This window comes from Bordetella genomosp. 10 (assembly GCF_002261225.1).
Taxonomy (GTDB): Bacteria; Pseudomonadota; Gammaproteobacteria; order Burkholderiales; family Burkholderiaceae_B; genus Bordetella_C.
The window spans coordinates 1323875-1348159 of the sequence record NZ_NEVM01000001.1 but is presented as its reverse complement, the minus strand read 5'-3'; the positions used below and the strand labels follow the sequence as shown (position 1 = coordinate 1348159).

The window sequence follows — 24285 nt, the reverse complement described above, 5'->3', positions numbered from 1 at the left end:
TGTTTTTCGTTCGCGGCGCGGCTAAAGAATGCGCGTCAATTCCTCGGTCTTTCCATCGGCCAGCATGGACCGCAACTGGCTTTTCAGCACTTTTCCGTTCGGCGACGACGGCAGCGAGGCCATCGCGTAGATCTCTCGCGGTTTCTTATAAGGAGAGATGCGCTCCGCGAAGATTTTCCTCAGCAGGTCCAGGTCGAAAGGCGCGTCGCCGTCGGCCAGCTCGACGAAGGCGATGACGTCTTCGCTGCCCATCGTTCCGCGGCCGACTACCGCGCTGTGGACGATGCCCGGGTGCTCGTTCAAGGCGTCCTCGACCTCCAGGGGATAGACCTTGAAGCCATTGCAGGCAATGAGATCCTTGGTCCTGCCGACGATGTGCACGCTGCCCGCCGCGTCAAGCGTGGCCAGGTCTTCGGTATTGAACCAACCGTCCTCGGTGAGAACCCGCCGTGTGAGCGCGGGGTCGCGGAAGTAGCCCTTCATCATCTGGGGAGCTTGAACCCACAGTTCGCCGACCTGGCCCTGGGGCAGATGCTCGCCGGCAGGGCTGACGATGCGCACCGAGACGCCGGGCAGCGGACGGCCGACACTGCTATCCGGCGGCGGGTCGTCGAGCCGCGTGAAGCACAGGCTCGCCCCCTCCGTCAGTCCGTAGCCGTTATGCAGGGCGACGCCGAACACGGCCTCGCATTGCGTCTTGAGCGAAGCATCCAGGGGCGCGCCGCCGGTCGCGATGAAACGCAAGTCCGGGCATTCGAACGGGTGGGCATGGTGGAATTGCAGGAGCTTGGCAAACATCGCCGGCGCGCCCTGCAACATGGAAATATGCGCGTTCGCCAACATCGACGCGCACTCCGCGGCGTCGAATTTTGCGATCAGGTAGAGATGCGCGCCGGCGCGCAGCGTTCCGCCGAGGACGATGGCCAGGCCCATGATGTGGGTGATGGGCAAGACGCAATATGCGCGGTCTCGGGCGGAGATGGCGCGAAGCTGGCGCACCGTGGCCGCGAGATACATCAGGCCGCCATGCCGCACCATGACGCCCTTGGGCGCGCCCGTCGTACCGGTGGTGTATATCAGCGCGACGACGTCGTCGCGCGTGCCGGCGACAGTATCGGGCGCCGCTTCGGGGCGGTCATGGGATATCGCGACCTCGCCGAACGCGGGGACGTCGAGCGTGAGCGCCTCCGCTTGCCTGGCATGCGCCGCCGCGTCCGACGAGTCGCGCGTCAAATAGATAACCAGGCGAGGATCGGCATGCGCGCGGATACGGTCGACTTCCTGCGGCGCCCGGCGCGCATTCTCCAGGACGGCACAGGCATCGAGCGTGCTCGCGGCGAAAATGAAGGCCGCCAGCGCGCTTCCGTTTTCGCCGATGAGCATGACGCGATCGCCCGCCCGGACGCCGCGCTGGGCCATGAAATCGGCCGCCGCGGCGACGGCGTCGCGGAATTGGCGATAGGACCAGGTGCCATGGGCATCCGTCAAGGCGGGCGCGTCGGGCGTGATGCCGGCCCAACGCAGAATGGCCTGATGCATGCGGGTGTCGCCCGGGCACTCGCCATTGCATGGGGGCGCATTATCGCCGGCAGTGCGTTCTCCGCGCCCGATATCCCGCGGATGGCCGGTCTCGGTAGCCATGGTTCGAGCCTCCGCTTACCGGTTGACGTCGACGATGGCCCTGCCGCGAACCTTCCCCTCGATAAGCCGTGGGGCGGCCGAAATCACGGCTCCCCGGGCCAGTTCGTCGTCGTTCAGATCGACGATCCCGGCTTGCGGTTGACGGGTCCCTTCGGCGGGCTCATTCAACATGACGGCTCGTACCATGTTTCTTGCTCCTCGATCCATGCCTATGGCGTGCTCGTGATCCGTGACGGCTTTCCCCGGTGGAAAGCACGCCCGCGCCGGCCATCGCCTTGCCGCGGGCGAAGGTATTTCGAAGTAGCGCCGGCGCGCCGATTCGGGGTAATCTCGTTTACTAGACAGACAGTCAACTAGTATAGAGATCAAGTATCGCCATGAACGGTTTTGACCGGAAAAATCAATCAACTGAACCGAGCCAATCGGGGCGCTCCAACGGCAAGCGCGAGCACATGCTCCGAATCGGGGTCGCGATCTTCACGGAGAAAGGGTTTCACAACACGACCGTGGACGAACTCGTTGCCGCTGCCGGTATCCCCAAGGGTTCGTTCACGTACTACTTCGGCTCCAAGGACGCCTATACGCATGAAGTCATCAAGGTCTATGCCGCCTATTTCCACAAGAAATTGACGCGCGCGCTTCAGGACGCGTCGCGCTCGCCGCTGGAGCGCATCCAGGGCTTCATCCACGAAGCCCGCGACGGCGTGGAGAGATTCCACTATCGGCGCGGTTGCCTGGTGGGCAACCTGGGCCAGGAAATGGGCGCGCTGGATAACAGGTTCCGGGAGTCCTTGGTGGAGACGCTAAGGGACTGGCAATCGGTCCTGCAAACCTGCCTGATCGAGGGAGTCGAATGCGGAGAAGTGCGAGCCGACGCCGATCCAGGCGAATTGGCCCAGTTCTTCTGGTATGCATGGGAAGGCGCGGTCCTGTGTTCGAAACTAGAACAGTCCAGCACCCCATTGGAGATCGTGGGGTCCGCTTTCCTCAAGCATATTGCCGCGCAACCCGCTGGGCGAAAGACGCGGCGGGGATAGACCTACGCGCCGAATGACTTCTTCGCGGAAACGCAATGCGCGATAAAGACATGTCCGGTCGAGGCCAACCGCTTGGCGCTGTTGGTCGCGATCTTCAAGCCGTGCTCCAACGGCGGCAGCGGGGTCGATACCACGCGAATATCGCCGGAGCGCAGGCAGCGGGTGACGGCATGCCGTGGCAGGCATCCTACCGCGGCGCCCGACGCGACGAGGGCAACCACCGCTTGCGGCGCGCCGACTTCGAAATCGATGTTGATCGGTCCGATGTGCTCCACCAGCCATCGCTCGGCGGCCTCCCTGCTCCCCGATCCGGATTCGATCATCGCCCAGCTCGCGGACCGTAGCGCATCCATCGTCGCCGTGCCTTCAAGCAGCGGATGCCCCGCCGCGGCGACGACGACCATCTGGTCGCCGAACCAGGAGGCCACGTTCATTCCCGGCCGGCATTGGTTGTTATCGAGGAAGCCGACATCGGCCTGCAGGTTCTGCAAGGCATCGAATACGCCAGTCGCGCTCGACACCAATACCCTGACGGGACTGCTGGGATGCTTCGCCCGCCATTGCGCGAGTATTTCCGGCAACAGGTACTCGGCGATGCTGGCGGTTGCCGCGATCTTCAACGGCCCGCAAAGATAGTCCTCGAGAACCCCCTCGAATTCCGCCGCCTGCTCCAATAAGGAAACCGCCGCGGGCAGCAGGCGGGCGCCGGACTCGTTGAGGACAAGCCTGCGCCCGCGCCTGTCGAAGAGCGGCGTCGCCATGGTCGCCTCCAATTCGACCAAGGCGCTGCTTGCCGCCGACTGGGACCGGGAAACGCTATCGGCCGCGGCGGGCGTGGAACGCTCCTTCGCGATGGCGACGAACACCTCGAGCTGCCGCAACGTGATTCGCAAGCGCCGTTGTCCATCCCTCGGCCGCGGCGCGCTCATGAAAAATTCGGTGGGTCGATTCATCGGCAACTCCAATTGAGATCAGGAGTCGAAGCGAAACAGGCTTGGATAAACGCCCGCTAGCCGCCGTCCACCATCGGCCGCGCAGCGTACACGGCAAGGCATGCGCTGCAAAACGTCTCCACCTACGTTCGCCTCATTTCAGATGCCGGGCCCAGCAGGAAACTGGACGACTTTTCCATTGGCCCGCTCGCATCCCGGGTCGGCAAGCATCCCGGGTCGGCAATACCGGCATCGGCACTCATCGTTTTCGTGTGGCAGCGCACCGATCCGGCCTGTCGAAGGACAGTCTACACACATCGTCCTTCATCACGAATTGAATTTTTTCTCAACGCCGAAAGGCTCCTAACGCGCCGATGCCTTGAGATCGCTTTGATATCGGCGCGCCTCCTGCCAGAAGGCGCGGGCCACCGGCGAAAGCCGATTCTCGCCCAGGCAAACCAAGCCGATGCGCCGCGAACTGCTAGGCGAAATAGGCCGGAAAACCGTACCGGGATAACGATCCGGAAGCGCCAATTTCGCCAGGATAGATACGCCTTTGCCGCTCGCGACCACCTCCAGTATCGACATCAACTGAAGCAGCTCATAAGCCATTCGCGGGCGCAATCCGTTTCTGGCGAACAACTTGTTCACCAGCGACTGCGAACCGGCACGCGTCAGGATGAACGGATCCAGCGTCATCTCCTTGAGAGGAACGGCATCCAGCTTGGCCAGCGGATGACTGGCGGGAAGAACGGCCACCAATTCATCGATGGCGAGCGTCAGCGAATCGAATTCGGACTTCGGCAGCGTAACGGCGGCGAGCTCCAGGCGCCGCTCCTTGAGATCCTGGGAGGTCTGCTCATCCGGTTTCTCCGTGACCATGATGTCGACGCCGGGGTAGCGAGCCTTGAAGCGATCCAGTAGCGGTGGAAGCACCCTTATCGTCGCGCTCGCGCCAAAGGATCCCAAGCGGAGCAATCCGGTCTTGAGTTCGGCCCCGGCCAGCGCCGTCGCCTGAACCAATTGCAGGGACGCGAAGACATCGCGAACGTGAGGAAGAATATGTTCGCCGGTGTAGGTAAGCGCGATTCCCGGAGACTGGCGATCGAGCAGTTCCGTCCCGAGCGCGGTCTCCAATGCCCGCAAGGCGTGGCTCGTCGCGGAAGGCGACATGCCCAGCTTCGCCCCCGCGCCCGCAATCCCGTTCGAAGAGACAAGCGCAAGAAAAAGCTCGAGCTGGCGGAGCGTGGGCACACCCGTGCCAAGTGGTCTGCGCATTGACGTTTGTCTCAATTATTTTGGCTATTCGTGAATTCTATTGACGCCCTTCCGTCGTCGCAACCGGTCACGAAGCCGGCGGAAGATCGCTATCGAGCCGCGCCCGATACCGCCCTCTCATGCAGCCCACGCAGCTTCTGGCGCCCACCGCGCAGCGGCGCTCAAGAACACGATTCGTCCCCGATTAATCATGCCTTCCAGGCCTTTCGTTGCGTGGCCCTCCCCGGGAGGGATTTTCCGCCTTGGCGCAAGCGGGAAACGGCGGAAGGTGCTATGAGATAATCGACCGCAAAATCCCAAGTCATCCATAAGAACAGCCAGCCGATTCGGATACATAAAGGAATGAGCACGCACCCTCCGCGAAAAACTCAAGGCATTCAAGCAGTTGAACGCGCACTGACCATTCTCGATACGCTCATTGCGGCCAACAAGCCGATGCGGTTGATCGACCTGGCCAACGCCGTCCAGATGTCGACGCCGACCATCCTGCGCAACGTTGTTTCTCTGGAAAAGCACAATTACCTGCGCCGACTGGAGGATGGCCGCTACCAGTTGGGTGCTCGCGCGCTGGAAATGGGGGAGCGCTACAAACGCAGTTTCGATCTCGAAAGCCATGTGTTGCCCGTGCTGGAACGCGTATGCAATGCCACGGGCGAAAGCAGTTCCTTCAACGTGCGCGAAGGCTCCCGCCGGGTATGCCTGTTCAAACTCGAGTCCTCGCAACAATTGCGCGCCGGCTTCGGCGTCGTGGCCGAGAACGACCTGCGTGACGGCACATCGACGGCCCAGGCGCTGTGCATTTCTCCGGAGGAGCTGGAAAACAACCGGTTCCGCGTGATTTTCGTGTCCCAAGGGCTGAATGTCGAAGATCTGGCCTCGCTGTCCACCCCGATCTACCGGCGTAGCGGAGAATTGATTGGCGCGCTGACGGTGATCTGCCCGATCAGCCGCTTTACCCCCGCGCGCCAGGAACGCCTGGCGGAAGCGCTCCATCAGCATGCCGAAGACCTGTCCGGTACGTTGGGGGCCCAGCGTTTCGGAAAGAATAATTATTCCCTCGTGCCGTCGATCTCCGACATCCCGTAATTTATCGCCGCAAGCGCCAAGGTGGCGTCAGGCTGCCGGCCGGCCGTCCACGATGACGCAGTCCGCCCGTACGGGCGAACTCGACAGCACCGCCACCACCGCCTCGGCCGCGACCCGATTGGTGCGCGCCAATCCTTGCTCCGTAGAAGCCGCCGTGTGAGGCGTAGCCACCACATTGGGCAAGGCCAGAAGCGCTCGCGTCACCGGGGCATAGGCAGGGTCCGCCTCGCTGACGAACACGTCCAGCCCCGCTCCGCCTATGACGCCGTCGCGCAGAGCCTGCAGCAGGTGAGCGTCTTCGACCAAGCCGCCTCGGGCCGTGTTGACCACGAACGCGGAGGGCTTCATCGTGTTGAGGGCCGCGCTGTCGATCAGGAACCGGGTGGCCGGCGTCAGGGGCGCATGGACGGTAACCACGTCGCTCTGTTTCAGCAGCGTCCGCAGGTCCACGTATTCAACGGCGGGTATGCCGGACTGTTCGGCAGCGCTGCCGGGGTTCGCCGTATGTACGAGAATACGGCAGTCAAAACCACTCAATCGTTTCGCGACCGTTTTCCCGATGTGCCCGTATCCGATGATGCCGACAGTCTTTCGATGCAGGTCTCCGGTCGTCTCGATCTCCCAGCATCCGTTGTTCATTCTCGTATGGAAATCCCGCACGCGGCGGATGCCGGCCAGCATCAGGGCCAGCACGTGATCCGCCACGGCCTCGGCATTGCCGCCGGCGGCGATGGCCACGACCTTGCCAAGTTCCTTGGCCGCCTGGCAATCTATCCGGTCATAGCCCACCCCACGCCGCGAAATGACCTGGAGGTCAGGCAGGGCAGCCATCAATTCGCGCGTGACGCGTGCGTGACCCACAATCCATGCCGAAGCGCCTCGCAGGATGCCGACCAACTGTTCATGCGTCAGATTGCCGTCCGCTTCGCCGGGCGGCAACTCGGCGATTTCGACAGTGCAGCCATGGTTCTGAAGATATTCCCGCGTGCCGGCATCGAAAAACCGCTGGGTAACGACGACCCTCTTGAGTGCAGTGTGCATAGTCTCGTAGGAAATCAGGGGCGATAGGCGATGAGCGCGGTGCCGTACCCAACCACGGCGCCTGGGCGCCGCAGTATCTCGGTAACGGCGCCGTCGCTTTCGGCGTGAACGGGGCGCAGGACCATGCCATCCCGAACGAAACCCAGGATCTCGCCGCGCACGACGCGCGTGCCGGGAGCGATCGCGGGTAGCTTGCGCGTGAGATGCCGGGGCTCGAATCGACCGATATGGCGGGAATGCACCGTGTGAACCTGAGCCTGCTTTTCCGCCGGTGTCGGTCCCGGTCCCGAGCCTGATTGCGTATCCGGTATCGCACCTGGATCTGAACCGGCGTTGGCCGCGAGCCCCGGATCGGCGGCATGAGCTGCCGTAACGATCTCCAGCGACAGGGAGGGACTTGCCAGCGTCAGCTTGGTGATGCCGGCTTGCGTCATCAGACGTTTGATTTCAGCCAGGTCTTCCATCGTTGTCATGCCTGCTCCTTGGTGGACGCAGCGTCCCAGGTGTCGTTGGCCGCCGAGCGCAACGCATCCAGGTAGCGCTCGATTTCCTCCAGGGCCTGAAGCGCCTGTTCGTAATCGACCTCCACGAAGCGGATGGCGCTGCCCAACGGGACTTGTCCGATGCGCCAGAGATCGGCTTGAATCACGGTCCCGATCTTGGGATAGCCGCCCGCCGTGTGGGCGTCACTGAGCTGGATGATGGGAGCGCCGCTCGGCGGCACTTGAACGACGCCCGGCACGATTCCATGCGAACGCATTTCCACCGTCTTCTGGAACGTCAGGCTCTCGCCCGCGAGCCGATAGCCTGCCCGGTTGCTCTGCATCGTGACCTTCCATGGCGTCTGCCAGAACGCCGCGAGGGCCGCTTCGGTGAAGTGTCCGTACTCACCGGCGGGCAAAACACGCAACGCGCACGCGCCGTCCTGGACGATCGCGGGGTCCGGCAACACCGAATAAGGCGAAACGAATCCGAGCCAGGTTTCGTCGCGGGGTAGCGGAGCGCTGCGATCCGGCCGGGTTGCCGCCTGCAATCGGTCTCCCACCGTGAGGCCGCGGCCTTCCAGGCCTCCGAATCCACCTCGATTCTGCGTGCTCCGCGAACCGAGAACAAGCGGTACATCCCAACCGCCGGCGACAGCAAGATAACAACGGCTGTATCGGCGTGGCGCGCCGATATGCAGGGTCTGTCCGGCCTTGAGCATCAGCCGGCCCCACGGGGAGCGCGGGATGTCGTCGACCCAGACGTCGACGTCGGCCCCGCTGACGGCAAGATGCGTGTCCGCGAACGCCCGGACCTTGAAAGGAAAACTGGGAATCTCTATGGCCGCCGCGTTTTCGTCGTTGCCCAGCCAGATATTGGCGCAGCGCAAGGCAACCGTATCCATCGCGCCCGCGCAGCCTACCCCATAGCGCAGGTAGCCCAGGCGCCCCTGGTCCTGGATCGTGGTCTGGGCGCCAACTGTGAGGACTTCAATCATTTCTGCACTCTCTGCGCCGTGAAACGTATCGTGTCGCCGGGTTCCAGCACGGCGGGCGGATTGCGCTGCTCGTCGAACAGGCGCTTTTCCGTCCGCCCGATGACGTTCCAGCCGCTGGGGCCGGCCGTGGAGGAAACACCGGTCTGCATGCCGCCGATGGCGACCGAACCCGCCTCGGCGCGCAGGATGGGGACCTTCTTGCGAGGCATGTGGATGCGAGGATCCAGCGCGCCGAGATAACCGAACCCAGGATGGCTGCCGAGTGCAAAGACGGGATAGACGCCGGCGGTGTGGATGGCGACGACCTCGTCGACGCTCAAGCCCTTGGCTTGCGCTACCGCCTCGAGGTCAGGGCCATATTCGCCGCCATAGATGACGGGCACTTCCACGAGCTTGCCCTGGCGGTGGTCGGGTTGCGCGTCTTCCCATGCCTGTTCAAGCCTTGCCTTGAGCGCCTCGATCTCGCGGAAAGGAGCGGAAAAAGTCAGCAGCAGCGTCGTCATGCCCGGAGCCGCTTCCCGTATGCCTTTCCAGCCCGCGGCCTCGCGGGCAAGCGACCAGATTCGCCGCTGGGTCTCCAGGTCGAACAGGCCGGGCGCCTCGAACAATATGCCCGTGGTGCCCAGCAGGCTGATATGGGGCACGTCTTTGAGGGCGTCATTCAGCATGCTGCGCCTCCTTGGCGCCGAATCGGGTTTCAAAATAGTGAATGTCCACCTCGCCTTCCCGGAACGGCTCGTCATCCAGAATGCGCAGCAGCAGCGGCAGATTGGTGCGGACACCTTCCACGCGCATTTCAGCAAGCGCGCAACGCAGGCGCACGAGGGCCTCCTGACGGGTGCGTCCGAACCCGATCACCTTGGCGATGAGCGAGTCGTAATAGGGAGGCACCATGGTTCCGGCTTCGATATGGGTGTCGACGCGCACGCCAGAGCCGCCGGGCGCGCGCCATGCCGTGATCTTGCCGGGAGAGGGACGGCCGGTCGCCGGATCCTCGGCGTTGACGCGTGCCTCGATGGCATGACCGGTGCCGTCGCCGACGATGGTCTCCAGCCGCTCGCCTTGCGCGATGCGCAACTGCGCGGCGACCAGGTCGATGCCCCAGGTCATCTCGGTGACGGGATGTTCGACCTGGATGCGAGTATTCATTTCGATGAAGGCGAAAATGCCGTCTTCGTACAGGAACTCGAATGTTCCGGCGCCCAGGTATCCAATGTCCTGGCAAGCCTTGACACACCGTGCGCCCAGCTCGGCCAGGGCCTGTGCCGATACGCCGGGGGGCGGCGCCTCCTCGAGCACTTTCTGGTGGCGCCGCTGAACCGAGCAATCGCGCGCCCCGACCCACGTTGCATTGCCGTGGGTATCCGCCAATACCTGGATCTCGATATGCCGGGGGCGGCTGAGATACTTTTCAAGGTAGAGCGCGGGGTTGCCGAATGCCTGGCGCGCCTCCTCGCGCGTCAGGGCCACCGTATCGGCTATCTCCGCTTCGTCGGTCACCACGCGCATGCCGCGTCCGCCGCCGCCCCCGGCGGCCTTGACGATGACCGGGTAGCCGACCTGCCTGGCAATGGCTTGCAACTCGGCAGTCGATTCCGGCAATTCCTGAGACCAGCCAGGCACACATGGCACGCCGGCCGCCAGCATGGCCTGCTTCGCCCGGATCTTGTCGCCCATGGTGCGGATCGCTTCGGGACGGGGGCCGATGAACTGGATCCCGGCATCGATCACACGTTGGGCAAATTCAGCGTTCTCGGACAGGAATCCGTATCCCGGGTGGATGGCGTCCGCCCCGGTGGCCCGGGCGGCCGCGATCAGCGCGCGTTGATCCAGATAACTGCGAGCGGCGCCGGCCGGGCCGATGCAAACCGCCTGATCGGCCAGCGCGACGTAGTTCTTGTCCTGATCCGCCTCCGAGTATATGGCCACCGTTTTCAAGCCCAACTGCCTGCAAGCGCGCAGAACACGCAGGGCGATCTCGCCCCTGTTCGCAATAAGGACCGTATTGACCACGCGTTATCTCCGTCGGATCCTGATCAACGGCTGATCGATCTGCACTTCATCGCCGTCATTGACATAGAACTCGGCGATCGTGCCCGCGCACTCCGAATCCAGCATGGTGAAAACCTTCATTGCCTCGAGAATGCAGAGCTTGGTGCCGGGCTCGCATCCGTCGCCGACGTCAACGAACGGCGGCGCGGTCGGAGAAGGCGAACGGTGAAAGATGCTCGCCATAGGGGCGACCACGACGAAATCGCCGTCGCTCGCCGCGGGCGGCGGCGCCTGCTCCGCTTTCCGAGGCGTGGGCTCCCGCGGCGCGCCATCGCCGGCGGCCTCCGCGGCCGGCGATGGCGTGGGGAGAGGACTCGGTACTACACCTTCGGCGCGGCGGACCAGGCTGATATGCGTATCGCCTTCCGAATACTTCAGTTCCACAATCGTGGAGTCGGCGACGAGCGCAATGACGCTTTTCAGTCGATCCAGTCCCATGTCGTTGTTTCCTCCAAGCACGCCTTACAGGCCTTCGCAGCCGAGTTTCCGCAGAATGTCGTCGGCCCATTTGCGATCCATGGGTTCGCCGGCCCGGATAGTGGCCATTTTCTTTCCCTCTTTCTCGCGCGTGGCCAGAATCGATTTGAGAATCTCGTCCACGTTGTCGTACGGAACCGCGACCACGCCGTCTTCATCGCCGACGATCAAGTCGCCGGGATTGATGACCATGCCGTCGATGGCGATTGGAAAGTTGATCTCTCCCGGGCCATCCTTGTAAGGGCCGCGGTGGGTCACACCGACGGCATAAATGGGAAAGGTGCCCTTGTTTATCGTTCCGTAATCGCGGATGGCGCCATAGATGATCACGCCCGCCGCGCCCGCCTGCTGGGCCTGGCCGGCCATCAGTTCGCCGATGATGGCGTTGGTGGTGTCACCGCCCGCGTCCACCACGAGCACGTCTCCCGGCGACAGCATCCCCAGCGCTTTATGCACCAGGAGGTTGTCGCCCGGGCGCGTCTTGACCGTCAGTGCGGCGCCCACCATGCCGCCCTCCTTGTGCATCGGACGCAGCGCCGACCCGCCATGGAAAAGGCGGCCCATTGCGTCGCTTGCGTGCGCGGCGGCGGCGCCTTGATACTGTTTGATCGTGGCGGCGCTGACGCAGCGCTCACGCTTGCCGATCCGAAGTCCCAATGACATATGCGATTCCTTTTTAGAAGTTTGGCGCTAGCCGGAGCAGGCGATAGCCGATCCGGTCGCGAACGGGAAACAAGAAGCGTCAGCCCAGTTGCTCGACGGCGGCGTGAATGCGCCGGCATGCTTCGACCAGGTTCTCGCGAGAGGTGGCGAACGACAGGCGGAAATAGGGCGACAGCCCGTACGCGTTGCCCGAAACGGCGGCAACGCCTTGCTCGAGCAGATAGGCCACGAAATCGGCGTCGTTCTGGATGAGGGAACCTTCGGGCGTCTTCTTGCCGATATAGGCGGCGCACGATGGATAGACATAAAAGGCGCCCTGCGGATTGGCGCAGGTCATGCCGGGAATGGCGTTCAGCGCCTTAACGACCAGGTCACGGCGGGCCTGGAACTCGGCGGCATTGGCGGCGATGAAGTCTTGCGGCCCGGTCAGGGCAGACAGCGCGGCGGCCTGGCTGACCGAGCAAGGATTGGAGGTGCTTTGCGACTGGATCTTGCGCATCTGCTTGAGCAGGCCGGCGGGGCCACCCGCGTAGCCGATGCGCCAGCCCGTCATGGCGTAGGCTTTCGAGACACCATTGATGGTGAGCACACGGTCCTTCAAGGCGGGCACAACTTGCGCCATGGTGTAGTACTTCAGCCCGTCATAGAGCAGGTGCTCATAGATGTCGTCGCACATGACGAGCACTTGGGGATGACGCAGGAGGACCTCCCCCAGGGCCTGCAGCTCTTCCTGGGAAAGCAGGGCGCCCGTGGGATTGCTGGGCGAATTCAGCATCAACCATTTCGTGCGCGGCGTAATGGCGGCTTCCAGTTGGGCGGGCGTAATCTTGAAATCCCGCGCCTCTTCGCAGGTCACCAGCACAGGCACACCGCCGGCGAATCGCACCATTTCCGGATACGACACCCAACTGGGAACGGGAACGATGGCCTCGTCGCCGTCATTGATGGTGGCCATGATGGCGTTGAAGATTACCTGTTTCGCGCCGGAGGACACCATGACTTCGTCCAGGGCGTAATCAAGATCGTTCTCCCGGGCGAACTTTTCGACCACGGCTTTCTTCAGCGCTGGCGTGCCGTCCACGGTGGTGTAACGCGTTTCGCCATTTGCGATGGCCTCGACCGCCGCCTGGCAGATGCTCGACGGGGTGTCGAAGTCGGGCTCGCCCGCGGTGAGATTCATGATGCTGCGCCCGAGCGCCAGCAGCTCGCGGGCGCGTTGGGCGGCCGCGCCACTGGCGGAAGACGCCACGTTCAAAGCCCGATCCGCGTAGTACTGGTAAGGAGTGTCCATGAAGTCTGTTCCGCCTCGCTTGTAAATTTCAACAGAGTTAATTAAATTACGTACAGTGTAATTGTGTGGTTTACGTGCGAACCATTAGGGTAAATACCTAATTTCAATCAATAAGCATGCTCGTTTGCCCTTAGTGGCTAAAAAATTCAGACGATCTAGAATCCGTTCACTGTAATTTAATTTCTTTGTGCGTAATGGAGGCCACATGAATAGCGGTGTGAGAGGTGTGGATTTGAACTGCGATCTGGGGGAAGGCTTCGGCCCCTATCGCATTGCGGACGACCATGCGCTGCTTGGCATGATCACGTCGGCCAACGTGGCTTGCGGGTTCCACGCAGGGGACCCTGTCATCATGGATGCCACCGTGCGCCGGGCGCTCGAGCAAGGCGCCGACGTGGGGGCGCACATCGGCTTCGCCGACATGCAGGGTTTTGGCCGCCGTCGTCTGTCGTTGAGCCGCAAGGAGCTCGAAACACTGACGCTGTACCAACTGGGTGCGCTGCACGCGATCGCGGTGGGGGCGGGCCATCGCATGACGCATGTCAGTTTTCACGGCGCCCTGGGGAACATGGTGGCCGAAGACGACGAACTGGCCATGGTCCTGCTTGGCGCCTCGCGCAGCTTCGATCCATCTCTGATCGTCTCGTCCATTCCGAACGGGGCGGCCGCCCGTGCCGCCGAGCGGCTCAATCTGCCTCTGGCCACCAAATTCCTGGCCGACCGCGCTTATGACGACCAGGGTTTGCTGGTGGGCCGCGGCACGCCGGGCGCGGTAATCAAGGACCCCGCCGCGATTCTGGAGCGCGTCAAGCAGGCATTGAACGACAACAGCATTACCACCATCACGGGAAAGCGGCTGCCCATGCGCGTCGACCAGATTCTTTTGCACAGCGACACGCCGGGATCCATCGAACTGGGCAAGACCATTCTTGACGCCATCAGCCAAAGTGGCCGCCCGCTGATGCCGATCTCGAAAATCATCCACGGGAAATGATCATGGCGGCTTCTCAGCAACACGCTCTCTACGACGCCACGCAACTGACCGAATGGGTGACGGCGGCTTTTGAAAGCATGGGTGTCCCGCACGCTTGCGCCCGTCAAACGGCCGTTGTCCTGGTGCGCACGAATCTGCGCGGCATCGACACGCACGGCGTGGCGCGCGTACCGTCCTATCTGGAAAAAATTGTCGAGAAGGAAGTCAATACGGCGCCTCGTCCCCTGGCTCAGTGGCGCGACGGCGTCCTGCATTTCGATGGCGACAATGGCCTGGGCCAGTATGTCGCGACGCAGGCGATAGACCAGGCCGTCGAGCGCGCGAAGCAATCGCCGGTCGTGACGTGCCTGGTCAAACGTAGCGGCCACATGGGCGCCCTCGGACAGTTTGTGCTGGCTGCTGCCGAACGCGGCATGATTGCTCTCATGTGCCAGGACACGCCGCCGTTGATGGCCTTGCCTGGTTCGTCCCGTGCCGCTATCGGCAACAATCCGATCGCCTTCGCCGCGCCGGTGGCCGGCAAAGCGCCTTTGCTGTTCGACATGGCAACCAGTGTCGTGGCGCGCGGCAATCTGCTGCAGGCGATGCGCGACAAACGCACCGAGATTCCGGCGGATTGGGCCATCGGACCCGACGGACAACCCACCACCGACCCCGCTTTTGCCTTGAAGGGCGCGATGGCGCCCATGGCCGGCCATAAAGGCATCGGCCTGGCAATGTTGGCGCAGGTCTTGGCCGGCAGCCTGACCGGATCGGAAAAAGTGCCGGGCGCGACCAGCAGCGGCGGCAACGCCAGCGCGTTCATCCAGGTCATCAATCCCGATTTGCTCATCGGCCGTCAAACGTTCGACGCCCACATGGCCGGCTGGCTGTCCTTGTTCCTGGACGCCTCGGGGGAAAACGGCCGCTACCCAGGCGAACGCGCGGCGCAATGCGAGCAAGAGCGGCTGGCGCGCGGCATACCGCTACCCGCCAGCGTCGTGCAGGAGCTGGCCGGCCTGCAGGGCATGACGGGCCAAGCCTTTTCGGTGGCGCCATTGAAAAGCTAGCAATCGGGTTCTTGCCGCTCGCATGCCTGATAGGTATGCGAAGGCGAACGATTCTTGGGAGGCGCGGACGTCTCCCGTCAATTCACACTACGAGGGGAAAAAATGTCTTTCAAGCTTCTGAAGCGGCTATGCGCGTTTGTGCCGGTTGTTGGCGCGCTCGCCACGTCGACCGCCTACGCCAGCGATGCGGCATCGTATCCGCAACAACCGATCAAGATCGTGGTCCCGTTTTCCGCCGGGGGCGCGGTCGACGTGCTGGCTCGTTTGCTGGGAACCAGCCTGACCAAGACGTTGGGGCAGCCGATCATCGTTGAAAATCGCCCCGGGGCCGGTTCGAATATCGGCGCCAATTACGTCGCCATGGCCAAGCCGGATGGCTATACGGTATTGCTGGCCACGTCCGCCGCCCTGGCCGTCAATCCCAGCTTGTACAAGAACCTGGCATTCGATCCAAAAAAAGATTTCAAACCGGTCGTCCTGGCGACCACGCTGCCCAACCTTGTCGTCGTAAACCAGAAGAATAGCGTTGCCACAATGCAGGAACTGACCCAAAGCCTGAAGAAGCGCGGGGAAGCGGCCTTCTACGCCAGCGCTGGCAGCGGTACGCCTACTCATCTTGGGGTTGAACTATACAAACAGGAAATCGGCGCCAAGGCAGTGCATGTTCCCTATAAGGGCGGCGCCCCCGCGCTGGCCGACCTGGCGGCCGGCCGGGTGGATTTCATGTTCGCGGTTGCGCCTGAAGCGCTTCCGCTTATCAAGGCGGGCGAGATCAAGGCGCTCGCCGTCACGACCAAGGAACGCATCCGGTCTTTGCCGGATCTGCCCACCGTTGCGGAAACGGGTGTGCCCGGCTTCGAGATGTTGACATGGTATGGCGCCGTCGTTCCGGCGGGAACGCCTGATGTCATCGTCGATAAGCTCAATGCCGCTTTCAACGTCGCGTTACAGGACGAACATATCGCCAGCCGCCTGCGAGACCTGGGCTTCGAGATCAGCGGGGGTTCTCCGAAGCAACTCGAGGACCAGATGGCGTCGGACGCCGACAAGTGGGGAACGTTGATCAAGAAGATGAACATCACGCTGGACTGAGATTTGAACGCCCGGCGGCGATGCGTCGTCGCTGCGCGTTCTCGTCTTCGAGTCGCCGGAGCTTGCCGACTTGAAGCGAATTTCAATTGAGAGTGAAGGGAATGAATCCTAGACTTCATTGAGTCCACCATGCACGACAGGAAACTCATGAAGTCAGGCAATCCTGAAAGCATTTCCAACTTGTCGGCCAGCCCCGCCGTCCGCAACCTGCCGACCGCGAGAGGCCTGGCATGAGCACGGATCGCGCAACGACGCTTGCCGGCGTCAAGGTGCTCGACTTGTCCCGGATACTGGCCGGCCCCAGCTCGGCCCAGCTACTCGGCGACCTCGGCGCGGACGTGGTCAAGGTCGAAAAGCCTTCCGAAGGCGACGATACCCGCAAGTGGGGACCGCCTTATGTGCTGGGGCGTTCGGGCGAGGAAACCGAAGAGAGCGCCTACTATCTCTCCGCCAACCGCAATAAACGCTCCATCGCCGTCGACATCACGTCCGCGTCAGGCCAGGAACTCGTGCATAGCCTGATCGCGAAGGCCGATGTGCTCATTGAGAACTACAAAGTCGGCGGCCTTTCCAGGTACGGACTGGCTTACGAGCAGCTCCGGACGCGCTATCCCCGCCTGGTCTATTGCTCGGTGACCGGATTCGGGCAGACGGGCCCCTATGCAAGCCGGCCAGGCTATGACTTCCTGATTCAAGGCATGGGAGGCATCATGAGCCTGACCGGGGAACCGCAAGGCGAACCCATGAAAGTCGGGGTGGGAATCGCCGACATCATGACCGGCATGTATGCCGCCGTGGGCATCCTGGCGGCGCTGCGCCACCGGGACAGGACGGGAGAGGGACAGCACATCGACATCTCCCTTCTGGACACGCAGATATCCTGGCTCGCCAACGCGGGCACCAATTACCTGACCGACGGGGCCTTGCCGATTCGCCTGGGGAATGGCCATCCCAATATCGTCCCGTATCAGGTTTTCCCGACCGAGGATGCGCCGATGATTCTCGCCGTGGGCAACGACTCCCAATTCCGGCGTTTCTGCGAAGTGGCCGGGGTGGCGCATCTGTCGTCCGACGAACGCTATGCAACCAATCCCATGCGGGTACGCCATCGCATGGACCTGTGCGCGCTCGTCGAAAGCGCGCTGCAAAAAAAAACCCGCGCGCATTGGCTGCGGGAACTCGACGCCGCGGGCGTGCCTTGCGGGCCGGTGAACAACCTGGAAGACGTTTTTTCCGATCCGCACGTGAAAGCGCGCGGCGCCGAATTGCACATGCCTTGCGAGTGGGCCGCGGAAGGCGAAGTGCGGCTTCTTGCCAATCCGCTCAGGATGTCCGCGACGCCGCCCAGCTATCAGCGCCCTCCCCCGCGGCTCAATGAGCACGAAGCCGAAGTGCTGACGGATTGGCTCGGAAACCGTGCGACCAATTAGGAGACGACCATGTACGACCTCACCCCTGAACAGGTGAAACTGCAAGCCGAGGCGCGGGAACTGGCGCAGTCCGTATTCGCCCCCACCGCCGCGGAAACGGACCGGACCGAGCAATACCCCTGGGACAATGTCGCGCGGCTGCGCGACGCCGGCTTCATGGGCATGACGCTGCCCAAGAGCCTGGGCGGACGAGGCTTGTCCTATCTGGACACCGTGATCGTCATCGAGGAGATGGCGAAGGCGTGCGCGACGATGGGCCGAATCACGGTGGAAGCCAACATGGGCGCGATCGGCGCCATTGCCAGGTATGGCTCGCCCGAACAACAGGAACTTGCCGCCAGGCTGGTTCTCGCGGGGGATAAGCCCGCGATCTGCATCTCCGAGCCCAATGCCGGGAGCGCCGCCAGCGAGATGACGACCCGCGCCGACAAAAAAGGCGACCACTACATCCTCAACGGCGAAAAATATTGGATCACCGGCGGCGGCGTATCGAAGCTGCACCTGATCTTCGCCCGCGTGTTCGAGGACGGCGTGGAGCAAGGCGTCGGCGCGTTCATCTGCGCGCGGGAAGACGACAGCCCCGCCGAACTGGTCATCGGCCGCCGCCTCTATGCCATGGGCGTGCGCGGCATTCCGGAAACGCATATCGAGTTCCGCGACCTGCAGATTCACAAGTCGATGATGGTCGCGTTGCCGGGCGGCCCGAAGCGCGGCTTCGCTTCCCTCATGACCGCCTACAACGCGCAGCGCGTCGGCGCCGGCACGGTGGCGCTTGGCATCGCGCAAGGCGCGTTCGAGGAAGGCCTGGCTTATCTCAAGTCCCGGCGCCAGTTCGGCCGCCCGATCGCGGAATTCCAGGGATTGCAATGGATGCTCGCCGACATGTCCACCCAATTGGAAGCGGCGCGACTGCTGCTGCGTTGCGCGGCCGCCAGCGGTGCCGAGTTTCCGGATATCGACAAGGCCGCGCGCGCCAAGATCTTCGCCGCCGAAACCGCCAACAAGGTCACCAACGACGCGCTCCAGTTCTACGGCTCGTCGGGATACGGCCGGCACAATCCGATGGAGCGGCACGTGCGCGACGCCCGGATGTTCACCATCGCCGGCGGCACGGCGCAGATTCTCCGCACACAAGTGGCGTCCAGGCTGCTCGACATGAAGCTGCCTCAAACACGCGACGGATATCTGAAAACCGCGCAGAAACGTTCGGACTGACCCCGGAGCCGCTCCGCCGATAACCGCCGGAAAAAACAAGTCTCATAGGAGAATACGATGACCACCACGGTTTCCGCCCCCCGCTTTCAGCGATTCGTCGAAACGTTCACCCGGCTTGTCGAGCAGTCCGCCGGCGAGGAAGAAGCCATCCTGGCAACGGGCCGCGGATTGTTGGCGGATCTGGTATCCAACGACGACTGGCTGCCGGAGGAACTGGCACAACCGCATCCCCAGTATTACCAGCAATACCTTCTGCACGCCGACCCGCGGGACAGATATTCGGTAGTCAGTTTCGTATGGGGTCCCGGCCAAAAAACGCCTATCCACAACCACACGGTCTGGGCGTTGATAGGCATGATGCGCGGCTCCGAGCGCGCCGAGCTCTTCGCCAGGCAAAATCCGGGCGAACCGATGCGCCTGTTGGGAGAAGACGTGCTCACGCCCGGCGACGTCGACATGGTGTCGCCGCGCCTCGGCGACATTCATCGCGTTTCCAATGTGTTCGACGACCGCGTCTCCATCAGCATCCACGTCTACGGCGGCAACATCGGCCGGATCTCCCGGCATGTCTTCGACATGAATACGGGAGAGGCGAAAACGTTCATTTCCGGCTATTCGAACGACCCGGCCTGATGCCCGAGACAGGCGTGCAGGCGAGTCAGGCCCCCTTGCCCTCGTAGCGCTGGAAACCGTACTGCTTGAAAATCGCCACGCCCTCATTGGAACGGATGAAATCCAGCCAGCGCTGGGCCGCCTTCCTGTGCTGGGTGCCCTTGACGATGGCTCCAGCATAGATGGCGGTCGTGTTCTGGTAGGCGGGAATATCGACGTGGCCGATCGGATGGCCCGCCTGCTCCTGGAACATGGCCTCGGATTGCCATGTCACGCCCGCGTCGGCCCTGCCCTGCATGATCCACAGCGGCGTCTGGCGATGATGGATGTGGGTCAGAAGGGTGCCGCCGCGCCCGACCCGGTCGTGATAGACCTTTTGCGCCAGGTCCTTGCCTCCGGCCTTCTCCAGCGACGACTGGATCTGGCGCGCGATCCCTTCGAACTCGGGATTGGGCATGGCGAGCTTGACGTCGTCCCGGTCGAGATCGGCGAGGCTCTTGACGCCCTTGGGATTGCCGGACGCCACCATGATGGTGAGCGTGTTGGTGACATAGGGCACCGCCGGCGCCTGCAACAGCCCGTCCTCTATCTGCTTCTTCACCGCCCCCAGTCCCGCCAGGTAGACGTCCGGCTTGACCGTCCAGGTCATATTGCCCACCGTCACCCTGCCGCCGGCCTTCATTTGCCGCACCAGCAAGCCCGGCGGCAAGGTTTCCCAATACAAGCGCCCCTTGTACTCGGGGTATTTCTTCTCGAACGCCTGGACCAGCGGCGCCATGGCGAAGAAATAATTGCCGCCGACGTAAAGCGACAACGCCGGGTGGGCGGGATCGCCGTGGAAATCGGCGAGATTGTCGGCGTCCGGAACGGTGAACTCGAAGCCGCGCGAGACGGCATCGTTGTTCCGGCCATTCTGCCAAGGGGGCGCCATCGAGGAATCCGGCGGCGCTATCGTAGTGGGAGAGGAAGGCGCGTTTTCCGTCAACGCCACCGCCGATCCGGCGCCCACCACCGCGGCGACCGCGGCCATTCCCAGCATGGTCCCGCTGGCGACACGAAGAATCCACATGGCAGAACCCCTTCTTTTTTAGAGAGCCATCAGATCATAGCCTTGATGTTCAAGCGTGGTGACCGTGGTCAAGGCCGACAAGGCCAGCGTTACATGTTTGTCCACCCATTCGTACTGGAAATCATGTTCGGCCACGGCCTGGGCGCACACGGCCACGTCCACCCCCGCCTTGCGCAGTTTTTCGATCAGGGGCAGATTGGGATTGGCGGTCTTGAAAGCGGCCTGGTAATGGGCGTCGTCGAGCACCAACTGCGTCGCGGCGCCCGATGCGACGGCGACGAATTTCAGGTGCTTCAACGGAACGCCGGCCGCGACGTACAGGTTGACGGTGCGCGCCACGCGATCCAGCGCGGGATTCACTTGATCAGGCGACTTCGCGGCTTGCGTCAATGCGAAGACGATCTTGTAGGTTTGCTTCGGGTCCGGCTTATAGGCCGCGTTCGGCAAATAATGGATCTTGCCGTAGCCCTCGATGGTGGGCGTGCTCCAGAATCCGGCGGGTTGCTCGGCCACGGCGCAAGCCGAGAAGGCCACGCCGGCCACGGCGACCAGGACAGACAGACGACGCATGCAATGTCTCCTTAGCTTTATCGAATGGATGGCTCCAGGACGCCGGCGAAGCCGCGCCTGAAGACCGATCACTATAAGACCAGAAAATCAAACCAGAAAATCCTGGATTTTTCGCGCCGGCGCTATCCGGGCTTGCCCGGCTCAGGTCAGTCCCATGAAACGGAGCATCGCGTACGCGATGAGACCGAGCAGGAGCAGCGAGGCCGTGACGACGATCACCACGCGCGGTCCCGCCGCCGTAACGCTGCGCAAATCCACGCCCAATCCCAGCCCCGCCATCGCCAATACCGTAAGCAGGTTGCTGACGCTTTGGGCCGGGCTCAGCAAGGCATGAGGCAACACGTCCAGCGAGCGCGCCATGGCAAGCGCCAGGAAGGCAAGAATGAAAACCGGCATGAAGCGCGTGAAGGAACGCATGTTCACCCGGGACGCGGTCCCCGGCGCGGCCGCGCGCCGGCTGATCAAAAGGGAGACCACGGCGACCACGGGGCCCAGCATCAGCACACGCACCAGCTTGACGAGCGTGCCCACCTGGATCGCCGCCGCGCCCATCGGGCCCGCGGCGGCGATGACCTGGGGCACCGCATAGACCGTCAACCCCGCCAGGATGCCTCCGCTCTGCGGCGACAGATGCAACGCGCCGGCGATGAACGGCAGCGCGATCACGACGGCGATGCCCAGCACCGCGGTGAAGGCGATGGACGTCGCGACATCGTCGCTGTCCGCGTCGATGACGGGCGCCACCGCGGCGATCGCGCTATTGCCGCAGATCGCGTTGCCACAGGCGACGAGCAGGGACATCTTGCCGGGCAGGCCGAGGCTGCGGCCTAACATGAAGCTGAAAGCGATGGCGACCACGACGGTGCCGGCGATGCCCGCGACCAGCGGCAGGCCCGCGCGCGCCACCGCGCCGAAACTGATCTGCGCGCCCATCAGCGCGACCGCGACTTCCAGCGCCGTCTTCGCGGAGAAGCCGATGCCTCGCTTGAAATGGCCGGCCGGCCGCCAGATCGTCCGCACCAGCGCGCCCAGCAGGATCGCGATCACCAGCGCCTCCAGCCATGCTCGCCCTGTCAGCGCGATTTCAGCTTGTTCCGCCATGACGGATGCGAGGGCAACACCAGCGCTCAAGATAAGCCCTGGGACGACGGGATGCAGACGTGTCAACGAGTTCATCCCACCATTGTGGAAGTCGATCCTATAAAACTCCAATTCATTGTTTGAGTCGAAACAATAAGCTAAAGTTATTTAATGACTCTCGAGCAGCTCCGCATCTTTACCGCCGTCGCGGACATGTTGAACATGACCAAGGCGGCATCGCGCTTGCATTTGACGCAGCCGGCAGTCAGCGCCGCCATCGCCGCGCTCGAGGACAGGCACTCGACGAAGCTGTTCGACCGGGTCGGACGCAGACTGGAGCTGACGGCGGAGGGCAAGCGTTTCCTGCCGGAGGCCCACGCGGTGCTGGCCAGGGCGGACGACGCGAAGCGCGTGCTCGACGACCTGGCGGGTCTGCTGCAAGGCGAAGTGCGAATCGCCGCGAGCCAGACCGTGGCGACCTACTGGTTGCCCAACCGCATGGCCAGCTTCGCCGTCGCGCATCCCGGCATCTCGCTGGATCTCCGGGTCGGCAACACCACCCAGGCGGCGGCGCTGTTGAACCAGGGAGACGTGGACGTCGCCTTCGTGGAAAGCGACAGCATCGAATTTCCGCTCGAAAGCACGGTGGTCGGCGCGGATCACGTGCGGCTCTATGCCTCGATGGACAGCCCTCTGGCCGGCCGTCCCCTCACGCCGGCATGCCTCGAAGCGGCAACCTGGGTCATGCGGGAACCGGGCTCCGGAACGCGGGATCATCTCACCCATGGACTGGCGCGCTCGGGGGTGAACGTAAGCCGCCTGAACGTCTGCCTGCAACTGCCATCCAACGGCGCCGTCCTGCAAACGCTGGCGAACAAGGCGCTGATAGCCGGCATCTCCGACCTGGCGGCGGCGCCCAGGGTAAAGGCAGGCCAGATCGTCGAACTCCCCTGGCCGCTGCCCGCGCGCAACTTCAAAATGCTCCGCCACCCGGAACGCCGCCTGGGACGTGCCACCGCGGCATTCGTGCAATCGCTGCTGCGGGCCACATCGTCACCATGACCAGCGTCGGCTGCCTTGCACGGCCAAGGCCAGCGACGGCTCCAGATCCGCGCGCACACGGACCATCGTTGCATTATCGGAACGATGGATTCCGATGACGCCACTAGGCCGTCAAATCTCCCCTGCATAGAATTCTTCCTGGCACGCGCAGCGTTTCGGCTATGAAACACCAACACCCCTGTCAACCGGCATCTGGCCGGTTTGCCGCAAGGGGGAAGCCGGCGCATTTCAATGCATAGGAGACTTCCCCATATGTTCGCCGCTCCCCCTGTGGTGACCGCGCAGGTGCATGCGCCCATTCCCGAAACGCTCTGGAAGGCCGGCCGGCGCGAGGGCATCCTGGAAGGTCCGGTATTCGATGCCCACGGCAATCTCTACGTCGTCAACGTGCCCTACGGCCAGATCTTCAAGATCACGCCGCAGCGGGACGTGAGCCTGGCGCTCGAATATGACGGCGAGCCCAACGGGCTGAAGATCGGCCGTGACGCATGCATCTACATCGCCGACCACAGCAAGGGCCTGCTGAAGTTCGATCCCGCCAGCGGCAAGCTGGACACCGTGCTGGCGGGCGCCATGTACGAGCCGTTCCGCGGCCTGAACGACCTGACCTTCAACAGCGCCGGCGACCTCTTCTTCACCGATCAGGGCGAGAGCGACCTGCGCCGGCCGGACGGCCGCGTATGGGTGCTGCGCGCAAACGGCACCGTCGAACTGGTGCTGGACGGCATTCCCAGCCCCAACGGCCTGGTCGTGACGCCTGACGACCGCTTCCTGTACCTGGCCGTGACCCGGGCCAATGCCGTATGGCGCGTGCCGCTGCGGCGCAAGGGCGGCGTGGGCCGGGTCGGCACCTGGATTCAGCTATCCGGTGGAACCGGTCCCGACGGCCTGGCCCTGGACAAACAGGGCAACCTCTACATCGCCCATGCCGGCATGGGCTCGGTATGGGTATTCGACGAGCGCGGCCGCCCTCGCCTGGAAGTGCAATGCCCGCAGGGGGCCATGACGACCAACATTGCGCTCGGCGGCCCGCAGGGACAGGACTTGTACATCACGGAAGCGCACTCGCACTCGGTGCTGACGGCCTCCGTCGCCGTGCCGCCGACCGGCGCTTGAACGCCGCCGGCGCGCCGC

The 24285-nt window shown here is 63.3% G+C and carries 25 protein-coding genes; 10 read left to right on the top strand and 15 right to left on the bottom strand.

The genetic code is table 11. The annotated features are described in order from the left end of the window. Nucleotides 1-21: 21 nt before the first annotated feature. Both CAL29_RS05840 and CAL29_RS31550 read right to left on the bottom strand, forming a co-directional pair. Nucleotides 22-1539 (bottom strand): class I adenylate-forming enzyme family protein, encoded by a 1518-nt coding sequence (locus tag CAL29_RS05840; protein ID WP_179283922.1) that lies wholly within the window; start codon nucleotides 1537-1539, stop codon nucleotides 22-24. A 117-nt stretch (nucleotides 1540-1656) separates the two neighbouring features. After that, on the bottom strand, nucleotides 1657-1812 hold the full coding sequence (locus CAL29_RS31550; protein ID WP_179283921.1) for a hypothetical protein: 156 nt from the start codon (nucleotides 1810-1812) through the stop codon (nucleotides 1657-1659). A gap of 206 nt (nucleotides 1813-2018) precedes the next feature. On the opposite strand from CAL29_RS31550, the gene CAL29_RS05835 reads away from it, so the two are divergent. Continuing rightward, the gene (locus tag CAL29_RS05835; RefSeq protein WP_256977218.1) at nucleotides 2019-2678 is read left to right on the top strand and encodes a TetR/AcrR family transcriptional regulator; all 660 of its coding nucleotides are present in this window, start codon (nucleotides 2019-2021) and stop codon (nucleotides 2676-2678) included. Between the two features lie 2 nt (nucleotides 2679-2680). Here CAL29_RS05835 and CAL29_RS05830 read toward each other — a convergent pair whose 3' ends face one another. Then, the gene (locus CAL29_RS05830; protein ID WP_094851986.1) at nucleotides 2681-3631 is read right to left on the bottom strand and encodes a LysR substrate-binding domain-containing protein; all 951 of its coding nucleotides are present in this window, start codon (nucleotides 3629-3631) and stop codon (nucleotides 2681-2683) included. Nucleotides 3632-3973: 342 nt separating this feature from the next. Next, complete coding sequence (locus CAL29_RS05825) at nucleotides 3974-4864, bottom strand: LysR family transcriptional regulator (protein WP_306430676.1); 891 nt, start codon at nucleotides 4862-4864, stop codon at nucleotides 3974-3976. 366 nt (nucleotides 4865-5230) lie between these two features. On the opposite strand from CAL29_RS05825, the gene CAL29_RS05820 reads away from it, so the two are divergent. Then, nucleotides 5231-5974, top strand: a complete 744-nt coding sequence (locus CAL29_RS05820; RefSeq protein ID WP_094851984.1) for an IclR family transcriptional regulator — start codon at nucleotides 5231-5233, stop codon at nucleotides 5972-5974. A gap of 27 nt (nucleotides 5975-6001) precedes the next feature. Here the strand turns inward: CAL29_RS05820 and CAL29_RS05815 are convergent, their stop codons facing one another. From CAL29_RS05815 to CAL29_RS05780, 8 genes are all read right to left on the bottom strand, one after another. Next, on the bottom strand, nucleotides 6002-7015 hold the full coding sequence (locus tag CAL29_RS05815; RefSeq protein ID WP_094851983.1) for a phosphoglycerate dehydrogenase: 1014 nt from the start codon (nucleotides 7013-7015) through the stop codon (nucleotides 6002-6004). A gap of 14 nt (nucleotides 7016-7029) precedes the next feature. Then, the gene (locus tag CAL29_RS05810) at nucleotides 7030-7488 is read right to left on the bottom strand and encodes a hypothetical protein (protein WP_094851982.1); all 459 of its coding nucleotides are present in this window, start codon (nucleotides 7486-7488) and stop codon (nucleotides 7030-7032) included. Next, nucleotides 7485-8495 carry a 5-oxoprolinase subunit C family protein gene (locus CAL29_RS05805; RefSeq protein ID WP_094851981.1) on the bottom strand — a complete coding sequence of 337 codons (1011 nt, stop codon included), beginning with the start codon at nucleotides 8493-8495 and terminating at the stop codon, nucleotides 7485-7487. Before CAL29_RS05805 ends, CAL29_RS05810 begins: the two co-directional genes overlap by 4 nt. Next, nucleotides 8492-9163, bottom strand: coding sequence for a 5-oxoprolinase subunit PxpB (pxpB, locus tag CAL29_RS05800; RefSeq protein ID WP_094851980.1), 672 nt, complete (start codon nucleotides 9161-9163; stop codon nucleotides 8492-8494). Before pxpB ends, CAL29_RS05805 begins: the two co-directional genes overlap by 4 nt. Further along, nucleotides 9153-10508, bottom strand: coding sequence for an acetyl-CoA carboxylase biotin carboxylase subunit (gene accC, locus CAL29_RS05795; protein ID WP_094851979.1), 1356 nt, complete (start codon nucleotides 10506-10508; stop codon nucleotides 9153-9155). The genes pxpB and accC overlap by 11 nt, the downstream gene beginning before the upstream one ends. Before the next feature lie 3 nt (nucleotides 10509-10511). Then, the gene (locus CAL29_RS05790) at nucleotides 10512-10985 is read right to left on the bottom strand and encodes an acetyl-CoA carboxylase biotin carboxyl carrier protein (RefSeq protein WP_094851978.1); all 474 of its coding nucleotides are present in this window, start codon (nucleotides 10983-10985) and stop codon (nucleotides 10512-10514) included. 24 nt (nucleotides 10986-11009) lie between these two features. Further along, nucleotides 11010-11687, bottom strand: coding sequence for an RraA family protein (locus tag CAL29_RS05785; protein WP_094851977.1), 678 nt, complete (start codon nucleotides 11685-11687; stop codon nucleotides 11010-11012). A 79-nt stretch (nucleotides 11688-11766) separates the two neighbouring features. Beyond that, on the bottom strand, nucleotides 11767-12978 hold the full coding sequence (locus CAL29_RS05780; protein WP_094851976.1) for a pyridoxal phosphate-dependent aminotransferase: 1212 nt from the start codon (nucleotides 12976-12978) through the stop codon (nucleotides 11767-11769). A gap of 205 nt (nucleotides 12979-13183) precedes the next feature. On the opposite strand from CAL29_RS05780, the gene CAL29_RS05775 reads away from it, so the two are divergent. The 6 genes from CAL29_RS05775 (at nucleotide 13184) to CAL29_RS05750 (ending at nucleotide 19391) form a co-directional block, all read left to right on the top strand. Next, nucleotides 13184-13972, top strand: coding sequence for a LamB/YcsF family protein (locus CAL29_RS05775; protein WP_094851975.1), 789 nt, complete (start codon nucleotides 13184-13186; stop codon nucleotides 13970-13972). Next, the gene (locus tag CAL29_RS05770) at nucleotides 13969-15021 is read left to right on the top strand and encodes an Ldh family oxidoreductase (protein WP_256977216.1); all 1053 of its coding nucleotides are present in this window, start codon (nucleotides 13969-13971) and stop codon (nucleotides 15019-15021) included. Before CAL29_RS05775 ends, CAL29_RS05770 begins: the two co-directional genes overlap by 4 nt. Nucleotides 15022-15123: 102 nt before the next feature. Further along, nucleotides 15124-16113: a Bug family tripartite tricarboxylate transporter substrate binding protein gene (locus tag CAL29_RS05765; RefSeq protein WP_094851974.1), complete on the top strand. Its 990-nt coding sequence runs from the start codon at nucleotides 15124-15126 to the stop codon at nucleotides 16111-16113. Nucleotides 16114-16343: 230 nt separating this feature from the next. After that, nucleotides 16344-17543 (top strand): CaiB/BaiF CoA transferase family protein, encoded by a 1200-nt coding sequence (locus CAL29_RS05760; RefSeq protein ID WP_094851973.1) that lies wholly within the window; start codon nucleotides 16344-16346, stop codon nucleotides 17541-17543. A 9-nt stretch (nucleotides 17544-17552) separates the two neighbouring features. After that, the gene (acdA, locus tag CAL29_RS05755) at nucleotides 17553-18758 is read left to right on the top strand and encodes a 3-sulfinopropanoyl-CoA desulfinase (protein ID WP_094851972.1); all 1206 of its coding nucleotides are present in this window, start codon (nucleotides 17553-17555) and stop codon (nucleotides 18756-18758) included. A gap of 57 nt (nucleotides 18759-18815) precedes the next feature. Next, the gene (locus CAL29_RS05750) at nucleotides 18816-19391 is read left to right on the top strand and encodes a cysteine dioxygenase family protein (protein WP_094851971.1); all 576 of its coding nucleotides are present in this window, start codon (nucleotides 18816-18818) and stop codon (nucleotides 19389-19391) included. Between the two features lie 25 nt (nucleotides 19392-19416). Here the strand turns inward: CAL29_RS05750 and CAL29_RS05745 are convergent, their stop codons facing one another. The 3 genes from CAL29_RS05745 to CAL29_RS05735 all read right to left on the bottom strand — a co-directional run bounded on the left by CAL29_RS05745 (nucleotide 19417) and on the right by CAL29_RS05735 (nucleotide 22185). Further along, nucleotides 19417-20439 (bottom strand): substrate-binding domain-containing protein, encoded by a 1023-nt coding sequence (locus tag CAL29_RS05745; protein ID WP_218831813.1) that lies wholly within the window; start codon nucleotides 20437-20439, stop codon nucleotides 19417-19419. A gap of 18 nt (nucleotides 20440-20457) precedes the next feature. Then, a complete protein-coding gene (locus CAL29_RS05740; RefSeq protein ID WP_094851969.1) occupies nucleotides 20458-21009 on the bottom strand; it encodes a DsrE family protein in 552 nt (183 codons plus the stop codon). 141 nt (nucleotides 21010-21150) lie between these two features. Next, nucleotides 21151-22185 carry a YeiH family protein gene (locus CAL29_RS05735; protein ID WP_094851968.1) on the bottom strand — a complete coding sequence of 345 codons (1035 nt, stop codon included), beginning with the start codon at nucleotides 22183-22185 and terminating at the stop codon, nucleotides 21151-21153. Between the two features lie 75 nt (nucleotides 22186-22260). On the opposite strand from CAL29_RS05735, the gene CAL29_RS05730 reads away from it, so the two are divergent. Continuing rightward, nucleotides 22261-23151 (top strand): LysR family transcriptional regulator, encoded by an 891-nt coding sequence (locus CAL29_RS05730; RefSeq protein ID WP_094851967.1) that lies wholly within the window; start codon nucleotides 22261-22263, stop codon nucleotides 23149-23151. A 252-nt stretch (nucleotides 23152-23403) separates the two neighbouring features. Beyond that, complete coding sequence (locus CAL29_RS05725; protein WP_094851966.1) at nucleotides 23404-24267, top strand: SMP-30/gluconolactonase/LRE family protein; 864 nt, start codon at nucleotides 23404-23406, stop codon at nucleotides 24265-24267. Nucleotides 24268-24285 lie beyond the last annotated feature (18 nt).

Excerpts from the sequence above, each read along its gene's own strand:
- CAL29_RS05820 (WP_094851984.1), top strand. The coding sequence starts at position 5,231 with ATGAGCACGCACCCTCCGCGAAAAACTCAAGGCATTCAAGCAGTTGAA.
- CAL29_RS05760 (WP_094851973.1), top strand. The coding sequence starts at position 16,344 with ATGAGCACGGATCGCGCAACGACGCTTGCCGGCGTCAAGGTGCTCGAC.
- CAL29_RS05830 (WP_094851986.1), bottom strand. The coding sequence starts at position 3,631 with ATGAATCGACCCACCGAATTTTTCATGAGCGCGCCGCGGCCGAGGGAT.
- CAL29_RS05810 (WP_094851982.1), bottom strand. The coding sequence starts at position 7,488 with ATGACAACGATGGAAGACCTGGCTGAAATCAAACGTCTGATGACGCAA.
- CAL29_RS05745 (WP_218831813.1), bottom strand. The coding sequence starts at position 20,439 with ATGTGGATTCTTCGTGTCGCCAGCGGGACCATGCTGGGAATGGCCGCG.
- CAL29_RS05790 (WP_094851978.1), bottom strand. The coding sequence starts at position 10,985 with ATGGGACTGGATCGACTGAAAAGCGTCATTGCGCTCGTCGCCGACTCC.
- CAL29_RS05785 (WP_094851977.1), bottom strand. The coding sequence starts at position 11,687 with ATGTCATTGGGACTTCGGATCGGCAAGCGTGAGCGCTGCGTCAGCGCC.
- CAL29_RS05725 (WP_094851966.1), top strand. The coding sequence starts at position 23,404 with ATGTTCGCCGCTCCCCCTGTGGTGACCGCGCAGGTGCATGCGCCCATT.
- CAL29_RS05750 (WP_094851971.1), top strand. The coding sequence starts at position 18,816 with ATGACCACCACGGTTTCCGCCCCCCGCTTTCAGCGATTCGTCGAAACG.
- acdA (WP_094851972.1), top strand. The coding sequence starts at position 17,553 with ATGTACGACCTCACCCCTGAACAGGTGAAACTGCAAGCCGAGGCGCGG.
- CAL29_RS31550 (WP_179283921.1), bottom strand. The coding sequence starts at position 1,812 with ATGTTGAATGAGCCCGCCGAAGGGACCCGTCAACCGCAAGCCGGGATC.
- CAL29_RS05740 (WP_094851969.1), bottom strand. The coding sequence starts at position 21,009 with ATGCGTCGTCTGTCTGTCCTGGTCGCCGTGGCCGGCGTGGCCTTCTCG.
- CAL29_RS05805 (WP_094851981.1), bottom strand. The coding sequence starts at position 8,495 with ATGATTGAAGTCCTCACAGTTGGCGCCCAGACCACGATCCAGGACCAG.
- CAL29_RS05765 (WP_094851974.1), top strand. The coding sequence starts at position 15,124 with ATGTCTTTCAAGCTTCTGAAGCGGCTATGCGCGTTTGTGCCGGTTGTT.
- CAL29_RS05730 (WP_094851967.1), top strand. The coding sequence starts at position 22,261 with ATGACTCTCGAGCAGCTCCGCATCTTTACCGCCGTCGCGGACATGTTG.
- CAL29_RS05735 (WP_094851968.1), bottom strand. The coding sequence starts at position 22,185 with ATGAACTCGTTGACACGTCTGCATCCCGTCGTCCCAGGGCTTATCTTG.
- CAL29_RS05815 (WP_094851983.1), bottom strand. The coding sequence starts at position 7,015 with ATGCACACTGCACTCAAGAGGGTCGTCGTTACCCAGCGGTTTTTCGAT.
- pxpB (WP_094851980.1), bottom strand. The coding sequence starts at position 9,163 with ATGCTGAATGACGCCCTCAAAGACGTGCCCCATATCAGCCTGCTGGGC.
- CAL29_RS05840 (WP_179283922.1), bottom strand. The coding sequence starts at position 1,539 with ATGCATCAGGCCATTCTGCGTTGGGCCGGCATCACGCCCGACGCGCCC.
- CAL29_RS05780 (WP_094851976.1), bottom strand. The coding sequence starts at position 12,978 with ATGGACACTCCTTACCAGTACTACGCGGATCGGGCTTTGAACGTGGCG.
- CAL29_RS05835 (WP_256977218.1), top strand. The coding sequence starts at position 2,019 with ATGAACGGTTTTGACCGGAAAAATCAATCAACTGAACCGAGCCAATCG.
- CAL29_RS05770 (WP_256977216.1), top strand. The coding sequence starts at position 13,969 with ATGATCATGGCGGCTTCTCAGCAACACGCTCTCTACGACGCCACGCAA.
- CAL29_RS05775 (WP_094851975.1), top strand. The coding sequence starts at position 13,184 with ATGAATAGCGGTGTGAGAGGTGTGGATTTGAACTGCGATCTGGGGGAA.